The following is a 13,600-nucleotide window of genomic DNA, read 5'->3' on the forward strand; positions in this document are numbered from 1 at the left end:
CTGCGCAGCTTAGTTACCGCCGTCTGCTACGCGGCAAGTCTCGCAGTCGACCTGCGTCAGCGTGCGCTCCACGGGATTTTGCGCAAGGCGCACGGCAGAAAGTTTCTCGCCCCAGACGCAGCCGGAATCCAGCCCGATCAGGTTGTCACGCAAGGTCAACCCGAGCGCGGCCCAATGGCCGAACACCACGGTGACGTCCGCGGTCTTGCGCGACGGCACGTCGAACCACGGCATGCTGCCAAGCGGCGCGGAATTCAAGCCGCCGCTGGTGCTGAAATCCATCACGCCTTCAGCATTGCAGAAGCGGATGCGCGTCAAAGCGCTGCACGTGAGGCGCAGCCGCTCGATGCCCTTGATGCCGGGCGTCCAGCGATTCGGCTCGTTGCCGTAGAGTCCCGCGAGCGTTTCCTTCCAGTTCGGCGCGCGCAGCGCCCGCTGCAATTCGTCGGCGAGTTCCATCGTCAGGGCGGCGTCCCATTGCGGCAGTACACCCGCATGCACCATCAGCATGCCGTGCTCGAAATGCGCGAGCGGACGGTGGCGGACCCATTCGAGCAGGTCGGCGGCATCCGGCGCGGCGAGAATGTCGTCGATCGTGTCGCCTTTCTTGGATTTGCGAATTCCCGCCGATACCGACAGCAGATGCAGATCGTGGTTACCCAGCACCGGCACCGCGCGGTCTCCCAGCGCGATGATGTCGCGCAGCGTGGCGAGCGATTCGGAGCCTCGGTTGATCAGGTCGCCCGCGAACCACAGCGGTGTGCCCTCGGGCGGCGCGGCCTTGGCCAGCAGTTGCTGGAACGGCTTGCGGCAGCCTTGCAGGTCGCCGAAAGCGAGCGGTAACGGGTGCGGCTGCGGAACGGCAATAGATCCGGCACTAAACGCGGCAGGAGAAGCGACGGTGGAAGCGGTGGAGGATGTCATCGAGAAGTCGGTGCAGTTCGATACACGCGGTTACGAACGAGGCGTGCCGCGTTGGGCGGTGCAGCAAATTAGCGTGACATAATAGCCCGTTTGATACACGGATATCGTGGCAAGCGCCGTCGGGAGCCGCCAGCAAGTGGCATTCCCGGGGCGTCAGGCGCACCGCAAGGGCCGCGCGCGATATTGCACTACTACAGGATGACCCTCGTGAACGGAGAAAGCATGTCGTCTATTCATGCGAATCAACCTATCCGCACGCTCGTCACCGGGGCGAGTGGCTTCACGGGCCGCTATCTGGTCGACAATCTGCTCGGCCGCGGCCATACCGTGATCGAAACAGTGGCCGGACGCGACGAGCCTGAAACGCCGACGCGCCTCAGGCTCGACATTACGTCGCCCGATGCGTGCCGGCGCGTGATCGAAACTGCGCGGCCCGACTACATTGTGCATCTGGCGGCGATCAGCTTCGTGGGCCACAACGATCCGCTCGACTTTTACCGCGTCAATGTGATCGGCACGCTGAATCTGCTGGAGGCCTGTGCGGCCGTTGGCCATATGCCGCGCAAGCTGTTGATTGCGAGCAGCGCGAATGTGTACGGCAATGTCACCAGCGACGCCATCGACGAAACCTTCCCGGTCACGCCGGTGAACCACTATGCCGCCAGCAAGGCGGCCATGGAAACGATGGTGCGGACCTGGTTCGACCGGCTGCCCATCGTGATCGTGCGGCCGTTTAACTACACCGGCCGCGGCCAGGCGTCGAACTTCCTCGTGCCGAAGATCGTAGAGCATTTCGCGCGGCGCGAACCTGCGATCGAGCTCGGCAATATCGACGTGGCGCGTGATTTCTCGGACGTGCGCTACGTGGCGAACGCCTATGAGGCTTTGCTCGACTCGGAGGCCGCTGCGGAAACGGTCAACGTCTGTACGGGCACGCCTTACACGCTGCGGGACATTCTGTCAGCCGCCAGCGATCTGACCGGACATGACCTTGAAATCCGGGTCAATCCCGCTTTCGTGCGACAAACCGACGTGAAGATGCTGGCCGGGTCGCCGGCCAAGCTGCGATCGCTGGTGCCGAAGGTCGAGGCGATTCCGTTCATGGATACGCTTCGCTGGATGTTGGTGGCTTAACTAGCGCAAACGGCGGTATCTGAGGACATCTGCCGTTATCTTGCGTCGCTGCGCCGCGTCAAAGCGCTCCGGTGGTGGGGAGCGGAAACCAAACTTGTCAAGCTGTTTCAAGTTGTTAGGGTTCTAGTTTTTGCCCCGGGCGGCTTTATAATCAGGGCTTTATAAGATTGGCGTTTGAGCGCCTGCCCGCTGTGCGAGGGGCGGCGCCGGGCGTTGACAAAAACTCGGACTCCACCACGCGGGGTGCGTAGATCGGTGAATCGATTCCGATCTGCCGCCAACATCTAGAAGGGAAATTCATGATCCTGGTAACGGGCGGCGCCGGCTTTATCGGCGCCAATTTCGTGCTCGACTGGCTCGATGCGTCGGACGAAGCGGTGCTGAACGTAGACAAACTGACCTACGCCGGCAATCTGGGTACGCTCAAGTCGCAACAGGCCAATCCCCGGCATGTCTTCGTGCGGGCCGATATCTGCGATCGTGCCGCGATGGATGCTCTCTTTGCCGAGCACAAGCCGCGTGCCGTGCTGCACTTTGCCGCTGAAAGCCACGTGGATCGCTCGATTCACGGCCCGGCTGATTTCGTGCAGACCAATGTGGTCGGCACCTTCACGCTGCTCGAAGCCACCCGTCAGTACTGGAACGCGCTCGGCGAAGCCGACAAGGCCGCGTTCCGTTTCCTGCACGTCTCGACCGACGAAGTGTTCGGCTCGCTGTCGGCTACCGATCCGCAATTTTCCGAAACCACGCCGTACGCGCCGAATAGCCCCTATTCGGCCACCAAGGCGGGTTCCGACCATCTGGTGCGCGCCTACCATCACACGTATGGTCTGCCGGTGCTCACCACGAACTGCTCGAACAACTACGGCCCGTACCAGTTCCCTGAAAAGCTGATTCCGCTGATGATCGCCAACGCGCTCAGCGGCAAGGCGCTGCCGGTGTACGGCGACGGTCAGAACGTGCGCGACTGGTTGTATGTCGGCGACCATTGCAGTGCGATCCGCGAAGTGCTCGCGCGCGGCACGCCGGGCGAGACGTACAACATTGGCGGCTGGAACGAAAAGAAGAACCTCGACGTCGTGCATACGCTGTGCGACCTGCTCGACCAGTTGCGTCCGAAGGCAGGCGCCTCGTACCGCGACCAGATCACCTATGTGAAGGATCGTCCCGGCCACGACCGCCGTTATGCGATCGACGCCCGCAAGCTCGAGCGCGAACTCGGCTGGAAGCCGGCGGAGACGTTCGAGACCGGCCTCGCCAAGACGGTTCAGTGGTATCTGGACAATCAGGCGTGGTCTGACGAAGTCGCTTCGGGTGAGTATCGGAAGTGGGTTGAGACCAACTACGCGCAGCGCGCGTAAGGGCACGGCAATGGCGCGCAAAGGCATTATTCTCGCGGGCGGATCGGGCACGCGCCTGTATCCGATCACGCATGTCGTCTCCAAGCAGTTGCTGCCGGTCTACGACAAACCGATGATCTACTACCCGCTGTCCACGCTGATGGTGGCGGGTATTCGCGACGTGCTGATCATCTCCACGCCGCAGGATACGCCGCGTTTTGAAGCCATGCTCGGCGACGGCAGCCAGTGGGGGATGAACATTCAGTACGCGGTTCAGCCTTCGCCGGACGGTCTCGCGCAGGCGTTCATCATCGGTCGAGACTTTGTGGGCAACGATCCGTCGGCGCTGATTCTCGGCGACAACATTTTCTACGGTCACGATCTCGCGAAGCAGTTGGAACGCGCGAACGAGAAAGACGAAGGCGCTACGGTCTTCGCTTATCACGTGCACGATCCGGAGCGGTATGGCGTCGTCGAATTCGACAAGCAGTTCCGCGCGTTGTCGATCGAAGAGAAGCCGGCCAAGCCGCGCTCGCATTACGCCGTTACTGGCTTGTACTTCTACGACAAGCAGGTCTGCGATATCGCGGCGGACATCAAGCCGTCGCCGCGCGGCGAGCTCGAAATTACGGACGTCAACTCGCGTTATCTGGCCAACGCCGCGCTCAATGTCGAGATCATGGGCCGTGGCTATGCGTGGCTCGACACGGGCACGCATGATTCGCTGATCGAAGCGGCGACGTTCATCGCGACGCTGCAAAAGCGCCAGGGTCTGGTGGTTGCGTGTCCGGAAGAGATTGCTTACCGGCAGGCATGGATCGACGGTGAACAACTGCTCGCGCTGGCCAAACCGCTGGCGAAGAACGCGTACGGCAAGTATCTGCAAAACCTTCTTACGGACCACGTTGCATGGCCATTCAAGTAACCGCTACGGCGCTGCCGGAAGTCAAGATCATTGAGCCGAAAGTGTTCGGCGACGCACGGGGCTTCTTCTACGAAAGCTTCAACGGTCGTGAGTTCGCCGAACATGTCGAAGCTGGCGTCGAGTTTGTTCAGGACAACCATTCGCGTTCCGCACGAGGTGTGCTGCGTGGTCTGCATTATCAGATCGTGCATGCGCAAGGCAAGCTGGTGCGCGTCGTGGAAGGCGAGGTGTTTGACGTTGCAGTCGACATCCGCAAGAGTTCGCCGAATTTCGGCAAGTGGGTGGGTGTGATTCTGTCGGAAGAGAATCACCGGCAGTTGTGGGTGCCGCCGGGCTTTGCGCATGGTTTTGTCGTGCTGTCCGAGTCTGCGCAGTTTCTGTACAAGACCACGGATTACTGGTTCCCTGAACACGAGCGCAGCATTGTCTGGAACGATCCGGAGATTGGCATTGAATGGCCGATCGACTTCGAACCGTTGCTGGCTGCGAAGGATGCCGCGGGTAAGCGGTTGGCGGAAGCCGAGCATTTCGCGTGAGGTCTTCAATGGCGAAGCGTGAAGAGCAGACCATTCTGCTGACTGGTGTGAATGGGCAAGTCGGCTTCGACCTTGCGCGCAGCCTGCAAGGGCTGGGCAAAGTGGTCGCGCTGGATCGCAGTGCGCTGGATCTTGCCGATCTGGATCAGGTGCGGCGAGTAGTCCGTGAGGTGAAGCCCGGTCTGATCGTGAACCCGGCCGCGCATACGGCGGTTGATAAAGCCGAAACTGATGTCGAAGCCGCCATGCGTTTGAATGCCGAAGCACCTGGCGTGCTGGCTGAAGAGGCGAAGCGGCTTGGCGCGGCACTCGTTCACTATTCCACGGACTATGTGTTCGACGGTACCAAGGATGGTGCATACCTCGAAAGCGACGCGGTCAATCCCCAGAACGTGTATGGCAAGAGCAAGCTTGCTGGCGAGCAGGCGATTGCCGCGGCAGGGTGCGCGCATCTGATTTTCCGCACGAGCTGGGTGTACGGCACGCGGGGAAAAAACTTCCTGCTGACCATGCTGCGGCTTGGCGCGGATCGCGACGAACTGAGCGTGGTGGCCGATCAATTCGGCGCGCCTACGTGGTCGAACACCATTGCCGCGGTGAGCGCGAATGTGCTGGCGCAGGCCCCTGCTGTGGGCGACGGCGGCTGGTGGCAGGAGCACTCAGGCATCTATCACCTGACGGCTTCGGGTGCTACGTCGTGGCACGGTTTTGCTGAGGCGATTTTCGAATTTTCGGATCTACCGAAAAAGCCGATCGTGAAGCCAATTCCGGCTGCTTCCTATCCGACGCCGGCGGCGCGGCCTGCTAACTCGCGTATTTCGAACGACAAGCTCGCCAATACGTTCGGTGTGCGTGCCCCAGACTGGCGCGAAGCGTTGCGTCTATGCATGGCGGCGAGTTGAGCGACAAGTCGACCATGCCGCGCACGGGCGCGGTAGTCGTTTTCTATAATCCCGATGCAGCCTGCGTCCAGCGGGCCAATCGGCTTGCGGCGATCATGCATTGCGTGGTTGTCGACAATACGCCTGCCGTCCGCGCGGCAAACGAGCTTGGGTTGTCTGAAGCGGTCGAATACTTGCCTAACGGCGAGAACGTGGGGATCGCGACGGCGATCAATCAGGGCGTCGAGGCCTTGATTCGCGACGGATTTGAGATGGCGATCCTGTTCGATCAGGACAGCGAGCCTCCCGCGTCCTTGTTCACCGAGTTGCCGATGGTTATTGCCCGGGCCAACGAGTCGGGTGGTCGCGTTGCGCTGGCGGGACCGGCCTACGACGACGCACGCCTGCGCGGCGTCGCACCGTTCGTGCGCTTCAAATGGTGGAGGCTGGAGCGTGTCACGCCGGAAGGAGATCAGCCAATCGACGTCGACTTTCTAATCTCGTCTGGATCGTGCATCAACCTTCAGTGGTGGTCGAGTATTGGTCCGATGGAAGACGCGCTATTCATTGACTTCGTAGATCTTGAATGGTGTGTGCGAGCGAAACACAGGGGTTACCGTGTACTAGGTGTGCCTTGGGTACGTATGAGTCACGAATTAGGTGGAGAACCAGTGCGTGTTTTGGGGCGATCTTATCCGATGCATGGACCGCTGCGGCACTACTATCAATTCCGGAATGCTGTTGCGCTGATGAGGCGCTCCTATATACCGTGGACATGGAAGACGACGGAATTGATCAAGCTTCCCGTTCGGATTGTGATTTACTCATTTTTTCCGACTCAGCGCCGGCAACATCTGAAGATGGCGTTACGTGGTTTATGTGATGGTTGGCGCGGTCGGTTAGGGCGCTATTCCTGACTCCCCTAAGCGATCATTCCGACGACGGATTTTGTTAAACAGTGTCGCATCTGATCCATCCTGCACAACGTGCAGTTATTTGAAGCACGAAGACGATGCATACACTGTAAGCGCCGCCACCGAAGACGCGAGGTAGCAACTGCCGATGAAGTTGCCTTACCCAGAGGGTACTTGACGGACGAAAATTTTTGTCTTCGTGTCCTATACAATGCTCTTCAAATTTACTGAAAGCGAGAGCATACGTTGAATGCTTCAAAGAGTTGGGAGATTCATCGGGTTCAGAGCGTGTTTCTGATCATCGCGGCGACGATTGCTGTCGCCGCGTTCGCCTTTGCTTGGATGTATCAGTTCATCCCACCAAAAGCGCTTCCATCAGTTGATCTGATAATCGACGCATACAAAAGCTTCGTTTTGCCAAAACCGAAGGAACAATTCGTATTCGTGCTGCTTGCGGGAGCAGCGCCGATCTTGGTATATGCGGTGGCCTTTTCACCATTTCGACATACTCCGAGTGGAGCGGCAGAGAAATTTCAACCAATTCTTGCCGTCGGGCTACTGTTCGCCCCACTTTTGTTTTCTGATTTCGTCACAGCGGTCATCGGCGAATACGACAAGCCACGGTTACACGGTGGGCTTGCATTGATCGGGGCGGCAGTGGTGGCAGCGCTGATGTCCCACGAATTTTTGTCTTTGTCGCAAGGCCGCGTTCGATCTCTCCAGGTCAAAATTTCCGCGCCGATCCTTTGGGGCTTTTTTTTATCCGCAGTAGCACTTCAACTCGCTTCATGGCGTCTTGTCAGCATTACTTCCGTAACGCGCGACGGCTACTGGTCGACCCATGCCGACCCTATATTTTATGCATTGAGCCAGGTCGTCGCTGGTAAAACGCTTATGGTTGACCTGCCGTCCCAATACGGCTTGTTTCCGGAAATTATTGGGCCGTTATTCAAGCTGATAGGTCTGTCCGTGCTCAAGCTCAGCGGCTTCTTTGCTGTCCTGCAGGCCATATCGCTCGCGGCACTTTATAGCGTTCTTTCCCGCAATATCAAGATCAAGCCATTGCTCATCGTCACGGGTTTGGCGCTTGTGCTGCTGACTTTTGAGACCACACTACACATTGCTGGGATCGACGAGCGCTATTATCAATATTGGCCGACCCGCTTCTTCTGGCCGGCGATATCTCTCTTCGCTTTTCAGTGGTTCCTGGCGAAACGGAATCTCACTCGAACTTGCATTGTCTCGCTGATCGGCGCAATCGGCTTGCTTTGGAATCTCGACTCCGGCCTCTTCATAACTGTAGTGTTTGCTGCCTATCTGGTAGGTCGGCTAGTTACTGCATTGGTCAATATGAAATCGTGGCGGGTTGCCGGTCCACCTGCGGACGCCTGGCGACCGACGAAATACATCGTCGCGATTGGCCTCCATGTTTCGGTGACCGTGGCCGTAATCGTTACTTTCTTGATGGCGATGTCGTGGAAGGCGGGTGAACCACTGAATTGGTTCTGGTTGCTAGCGTATCAAAAGATCTTCTACAGTCTTGGCCTGATGATGCTCCCGCTGCCAAATCACCCGGACCCGTGGATGTCGATCCTCGGAGTCTACCTAATTGGGCTTATTTCAGCCCTGGTGGCGTGGCGTGCGCGCCACCAACGGGCGAAAGATGACATGCTTTTTTACCTCAGCATGCTAGGGCTGGGACTCTTCGTATATTACGAAGGTCGGTCCCACGTATTGAATCTGATCACGGTGTGTTGGCCTGCAGCCGTACTAATTGCAATTTTTGCGGATCAATCTTTGCGATCAATCAGAGCGGGTTTGATTCCAAAAAGACAGATATGCATCCCGATCGCCTCCTTGAGTTTTTTACTGCTTGCATGCTGTGTATTTCTCATGAAAATTCCATCGTTTCTGGTTGAAGCGTCGCGAGAATACAAGTCGCGCGGCGTGATTGAAGAGCCGTTCGTCGCCAACGAAATTGACTTCATCAAAGCTCATTCGATCGAAAGTCGGAAATGCCTGATTGTGTCGCAACGACAAGGGATATATCACGCGGAAACGGGCTTGGCATCTCCAGTTGAGGGGCCCGGGCTTGTCGAGATTTTGCTTAAATCAGATGAGCAGAAGTTTGTGAGTGACTTCCTGACGGGACACCTGCGTTGCGTTTTCTATGGGGTCGGTGGATACACCGATGCGGGGCTAAAAATTCCTATGGAGGAAATCCTTGCCCATTACGTGGTGCGCGCTAAAAACTCGGATAGCACCATGCTGTATCTGGAACCGAAGCAATAGACCATCAGCGCAGCCGTCGGTTGCCGTTTTCGGATCAGTAACGATACTTCGTATCCGCTCTGCGGAGGTCGTGTCGACGGCATCGCGCGGCTAGATGTCCACGATCTTTCGCAACAGAGCGTACGAGACCCGCCAAAGGCCTTCCGAATCACCGACGACGATAGACGAAATGTTTTCTCGTTGAGTCGGACGATGATGTCGACTCGCCCGCTCAGATGTTTGGCGTGGGTCTTCGAACACCCATCACGTACCGACGCATGACCTCTACGAGTGGTCGGAGCGACGTACGGCACGCCGGACCCGTTGACGAGTGTCGAACGGCTGCGCTCCATGTCGCCACGAGCGTAAATCACTGATCGGCGATATAGAGGCTGGTGGTTTCCGCATGTGCCGTCTCTCCGGACAGCTAGCCACCAGTCGGCAACGACAATATGGACTAACACTGTTGTCGAGCCAAGTGCGGCCGACCGCACCTTACGTCTAAGCAGTCACGCAGTCGGGGCAATAGAGTCGGTCGCAGGTCTTTCGGAGTGCTGTCTTGAAGACGTCAACCCATCTGAGTTGATTCGCTCCCGCTCGATGACCAAAGGCCGTTTTTGAGCATAGGTGAGAATGGCGCCAACATATTCTCCAAGCAACCCAATGAAAAATAACTGCACCGAAGAGAAGAAGAACAAGCCGATAAGCATTGGCGCGCTGCCCATCGAAAACTTATTCCAGTATAGGAGCTTTAGCAGCAGATAAACTAACGAAACACAAAGACTGAGGCCCGATAAAAAAAATCCAGCAATGGTCGCGAGTCGCAGAGGCACCTTCGAATGCGACGTAATACCGAGCATCGCAATGTCGTACAAGGTGTAAAAGTTATTCTTGGAAATGCCGCGCTTCCGTCTCGGTTGAACATAAGGTAGTTGAACAACGTCGAACCCGATCTCGCAGATCAACCCCCGGAAGTATGGATATGGATCGTCGATCTCGCGCAAAATCTCAATCACTTTGCGGTCGTAAAGACCGAATCCCGTGAAGTTCTGGATGAGCTTCACGTTCGCGATACGCGTAACCAGACGGTAGTACATACGACGAAGGGCGAAGAAAAGTGCAGACTCTTTTGCCTCCGGTTTAACGCCAATCACAATGGGTGCGCCCGCAAGCCAGCTCTCAACAAAGTCCCGCATCAACTCAGGCGGATCCTGGAGATCTGCCACGAGCAGAATTACGGCATCTCCCTTGGCTTGCAGCAGCCCGTACATCGGGGAACGAATGTGTCCAAAATTTCGAGCGTTTACAATCACGCTCACTGCAGGGTCAGCGGCTGCAATGTCACGCAACTTGCTCACCGTGGTATCAGTGGAAGCATTGTCGATGAAAAGGTGGTCGTAGGTAACGTTAGAAATCGTCGAGAAAATGCGACGCGTTTCGCTGTACACTGCCTCAACGTTTTCTTCTTCATTAAAACAGGGGGTGACGACCGTAATATGCTTCATGGCAAATTGAAAACAAACCGACGATTAAGAATGAAGGCGACCAAGCTTAGCGGAATCAGCATAATCGCGTTGGCTATGTAGACGTTGATGCCTAACCCGAGGATCGCACGGACACCGCCTAGGTTGACCAGGTAGACGACGCAGTACACGCCGACAAAACGCCAGAAACGCGACCGCGGCGCCCCTCCGAATACCAGTCGACCGACGCTCTGAAAATTGAACAGTACACCGCCGACTGTCGCGAGTCCGATTGCAATTGGATACCCCACTCCAATGTATGTCAGTGCGACAAATAGGGAATACCCGAAAACCGTGTTGAGTCCCCCGACCACGAGGAAGCGTAGCAATTGATACGGCGTTTTCGAGGGCAGTTCGCCGCCCGACCCTTTACTATTGGTATTGAGCACTTGCATCAAGAGCCTTTCTGATCTGATCTTCCACTGTGTGGGGCGCCAAGCCGTGACTTTCCATCAGAAATGGGTAGTTTCCGCACAACGTACTGAACTGATCCTTAATACCCACACGCACAAATGTCCCGACAAACTTACCCATCAGTGTTTCGGCAACCACGCCACCCAGTCCTCCGTAAATCGAATGCTCTTCGAACGTGACGATTGCTTCGCGCCCCGCAGCTAACTTATGCAGGGATAAGGCAGGAAAGGGTTTCAAGCAAGGTACTGACACAACGTCTGCGTTACCGATTGCCGTTGCTGCCTTTTGAGCCAGCTTGACGCCTGACCCAGTGCCGACGAATAGGTAGGGGGCTCCGGTATTCGTTATCGGGATCAGGTCGCCGCCCGTCCAATCGGTGAGGGCGCCGCCGTGTACGTCACCCAGATCAGCCTTGCCCATTCGGAGATAGGCAGGACGACGCTCACTTACGATATGTTCTACGCAAGCGGTAAGTTCGAATCGATCACTGGGCGAATAGATCGAAACTTGCGGGATCGCGCGCAGTGCAGCGATGTCCTCGGTGCTTTGATGGCTCGTGCCTAGCTGAGCGTAGACCACGCCTGCGCCGTCACCAATGAAGGTGACTGGCAACTCCTCATAACACACGTCTATTTTGATCTGTTCGAGTACACGGATCGGAACGAATGCCGCAAGACCATAGACGATTGGGTGAAAGCCGGCCTTTGCAAGCCCGGCCGCAACTCCGACCATGTTTTGCTCCGCGATGCCGCAATTTAGATACTGATCTGGGCACGCTTTCCGGAACGCATCAAAGAGGGCATAACCGTGGTCGCCGGTCAGCAGGAGTACCTTCGGATCTCTCCTCGCGGCGGCGACTAAAGCATTCGAAAATGCGTCTCTCATGCTTGGCCTCCAAGTTCTGCAATCGCAGCTTCGTAGGTCTGCGAGTTAAGTCGCGTGTAATGCCATATGTTCTCATGCTCCATGAACGACACGCCTTTCCCTTTTACCGTTTTGGCAATCAAAGCCTTCGGCCGACCATCTTTGCGATTTCTTAACTCCTGATATGCCCGGTCGATCGCGGACTCGTCGTGGCCGTCAATGGTTACAGCATCAAAGTCGAACGCAATGAACTTTGCCTGAATGTCGCCTAGTCCGATAATTTCGTCGGTTGGTCCCATGGCTTGAAAGCCGTTCACGTCAATGATGACGACGAGATTGTCGAGCTTAAACTGCGCGGCGAAGAGGGCGGCCTCCCAGATGGGCCCTTCGTTCAGTTCGCCGTCGCCTACAAGTGCGTAGCACATCTGACCGGTCTTATTCATTTTGGCAGCTAGTGCGAGGCCGACGCCCACGGACAATCCATGACCGAGCGAACCCGCAGTGACTTCGACGCCGGGTACATGTGCGTCGGCCAAACCTTTGAGCTTTGTGCCATTTCTGAAGTAATGAGCGATATCGTCATCCCGCAGCCAGCCGATCTGGTGCAAACATGCGTATTGCGCCATTACGCCATGACCTTTGCTGAGCACCATGTAGTCTCGTCGAGCGCTGTGTGGATCGGCTTCATCGAAGCGCAAGTGATTGCGATAGAGTACCGCCAGGAGCTCTACGATCGAAAAAGCGCAACCAATATGAACCGTAGAGCCAGCAAATGCCATATCGAGAATGGTCTTGCGGAGTCGAACTGCGTCGAATTTTTTCATGCTGTGACCGCCATCCGGTTCCAGTTTATCGTCTTGGCCAGAGCCAGTTCTAGAGGAGTAAATTCCTCAACATTGAGCGTTTTCCGTGCCTTCGCCGTATCAGGTACATATCGCGGTGCCGGACCGGCCTTGGGTGGAAGGCCAGGTACTGCAGGAATCGCGGAACCGCACAGGGATTCAATAGCGCGGGCGAGGTCTATAATCGAAATTTCGCGCTCGGAGCCGACGTTGTACGCGTTCCCGTGCTCACCGGCTAGGAGCACGTGCAATAGCCAAACGCAGGCGTCAGCCATGTAGAGGTAACTGCGTAGTGGCCGTCCGTCGCCTTCAATGGAAATCGGTCGTCCCGCGAGAGCATCGCGAATGAAGTTGCCTGCGGCGAACGGCCCGTCAAGGGGAATAGCCGGACCCACTAGAGCAAAAATACGGGCAATCGATACACGCAGATCGCTGTGTAGCGCGTAAGCCGATGCGAGCCATTCGGCTGCGCGTTTGCTTTGGCCGTATGCGGTAGTCGCATCGAGCGTGTCAGGCGCACCTGAAAAGGTCTCTGGTGTCCGAGCAAGTGTCGCCGGCTGTGCGCCGTACACCGCGCCGCTCGAAGTCAAAAGAAAGCGTGATGCGCCGTTCGCCTGAGCAAAATCAAGGACTCGTCGTGTGCCGAGAACGCCGGTGTCGAAGACGCGCAACGTATCACTGGCTTTCGTCGAGTCCGCAACGTCGGTTGCGGCGTGGACGCACACATCAATCGCTCCGATATCGGCTTCGAAATTCGTGACGTCGCCCTTGATCAACGCTATACCGGCTGCATTGAATAGATGTGGCGCTTGACCGATGGCCCTGTCAGGATCGCGACTCAAAGCAACGATCTCAATGCGGCTGCCTGTCACAACGTTGGCATGCTGGAACACTTCAAGCAGCCATGAACCGATGAAACCAGTCCCCCCAGTGACGAAAAGCCGCGCCCGGTCAAAGGCGGACCAGACGTTAGCCGTTCGCTCGATTACAAAGTCCAAATCCTCCCGCGGAAGCGGCTTTCGCATAGTTCGC

General features: G+C 57.0%; 13 protein-coding genes. 7 read left to right on the top strand and 6 right to left on the bottom strand.

Annotated features, from left to right (window positions below; translation table 11 throughout):
- Positions 1–9 precede the first annotated feature (9 nt).
- Positions 10–924, bottom strand: a complete 915-nt coding sequence (locus KHO33_RS31870) for a symmetrical bis(5'-nucleosyl)-tetraphosphatase (RefSeq protein WP_200566644.1) — start codon at positions 922–924, stop codon at positions 10–12.
- 222 nt (positions 925–1,146) lie between these two features.
- On the opposite strand from KHO33_RS31870, the gene KHO33_RS31875 reads away from it, so the two are divergent.
- From KHO33_RS31875 to KHO33_RS31905, 7 genes are all read left to right on the top strand, one after another.
- On the top strand, positions 1,147–2,058 hold the full coding sequence (locus KHO33_RS31875) for a GDP-mannose 4,6-dehydratase (RefSeq protein WP_200566643.1): 912 nt from the start codon (positions 1,147–1,149) through the stop codon (positions 2,056–2,058).
- 299 nt (positions 2,059–2,357) lie between these two features.
- On the top strand, positions 2,358–3,419 hold the full coding sequence (gene rfbB / locus KHO33_RS31880) for a dTDP-glucose 4,6-dehydratase (protein ID WP_200566642.1): 1,062 nt from the start codon (positions 2,358–2,360) through the stop codon (positions 3,417–3,419).
- 10 nt (positions 3,420–3,429) lie between these two features.
- A complete protein-coding gene (rfbA, locus tag KHO33_RS31885; protein ID WP_200566700.1) occupies positions 3,430–4,323 on the top strand; it encodes a glucose-1-phosphate thymidylyltransferase RfbA in 894 nt (297 codons plus the stop codon).
- The gene (gene rfbC, locus KHO33_RS31890) at positions 4,308–4,859 is read left to right on the top strand and encodes a dTDP-4-dehydrorhamnose 3,5-epimerase (protein WP_200566641.1); all 552 of its coding nucleotides are present in this window, start codon (positions 4,308–4,310) and stop codon (positions 4,857–4,859) included. The genes rfbA and rfbC overlap by 16 nt, the downstream gene beginning before the upstream one ends.
- Before the next feature lie 8 nt (positions 4,860–4,867).
- A complete protein-coding gene (gene rfbD / locus KHO33_RS31895) occupies positions 4,868–5,761 on the top strand; it encodes a dTDP-4-dehydrorhamnose reductase (protein ID WP_234480709.1) in 894 nt (297 codons plus the stop codon).
- A complete protein-coding gene (locus KHO33_RS31900) occupies positions 5,743–6,657 on the top strand; it encodes a glycosyltransferase family 2 protein (RefSeq protein ID WP_200566639.1) in 915 nt (304 codons plus the stop codon). Before rfbD ends, KHO33_RS31900 begins: the two co-directional genes overlap by 19 nt.
- A gap of 285 nt (positions 6,658–6,942) precedes the next feature.
- Positions 6,943–8,946, top strand: coding sequence for an ABC transporter ATP-binding protein (locus KHO33_RS31905; protein ID WP_200566638.1), 2,004 nt, complete (start codon positions 6,943–6,945; stop codon positions 8,944–8,946).
- Between the two features lie 488 nt (positions 8,947–9,434).
- Here the strand turns inward: KHO33_RS31905 and KHO33_RS31910 are convergent, their stop codons facing one another.
- From KHO33_RS31910 to KHO33_RS31930, 5 genes are read right to left on the bottom strand one after another with little or no spacing between them, the layout of a single operon-like run.
- Entirely contained in the window at positions 9,435–10,430 is a 996-nt protein-coding gene (locus tag KHO33_RS31910; RefSeq protein ID WP_200566637.1) for a glycosyltransferase family 2 protein, read from the bottom strand.
- Positions 10,427–10,843 carry a GtrA family protein gene (locus tag KHO33_RS31915; protein ID WP_200566636.1) on the bottom strand — a complete coding sequence of 139 codons (417 nt, stop codon included), beginning with the start codon at positions 10,841–10,843 and terminating at the stop codon, positions 10,427–10,429. The genes KHO33_RS31910 and KHO33_RS31915 overlap by 4 nt, the downstream gene beginning before the upstream one ends.
- Positions 10,821–11,747 carry a transketolase family protein gene (locus tag KHO33_RS31920; protein WP_200566635.1) on the bottom strand — a complete coding sequence of 309 codons (927 nt, stop codon included), beginning with the start codon at positions 11,745–11,747 and terminating at the stop codon, positions 10,821–10,823. The genes KHO33_RS31915 and KHO33_RS31920 overlap by 23 nt, the downstream gene beginning before the upstream one ends.
- Positions 11,744–12,550, bottom strand: coding sequence for a transketolase (locus tag KHO33_RS31925; RefSeq protein ID WP_200566634.1), 807 nt, complete (start codon positions 12,548–12,550; stop codon positions 11,744–11,746). Before KHO33_RS31925 ends, KHO33_RS31920 begins: the two co-directional genes overlap by 4 nt.
- Complete coding sequence (locus tag KHO33_RS31930; RefSeq protein WP_200566633.1) at positions 12,547–13,593, bottom strand: NAD-dependent epimerase/dehydratase family protein; 1,047 nt, start codon at positions 13,591–13,593, stop codon at positions 12,547–12,549. The genes KHO33_RS31925 and KHO33_RS31930 overlap by 4 nt, the downstream gene beginning before the upstream one ends.
- Between the last annotated feature and the right edge of the window lie 7 nt (positions 13,594–13,600).

The sequence above is a fragment of the Paraburkholderia nemoris genome (genome assembly GCF_905221015.1).
Lineage (GTDB): Bacteria > Pseudomonadota > Gammaproteobacteria > Burkholderiales > Burkholderiaceae > Paraburkholderia > Paraburkholderia nemoris.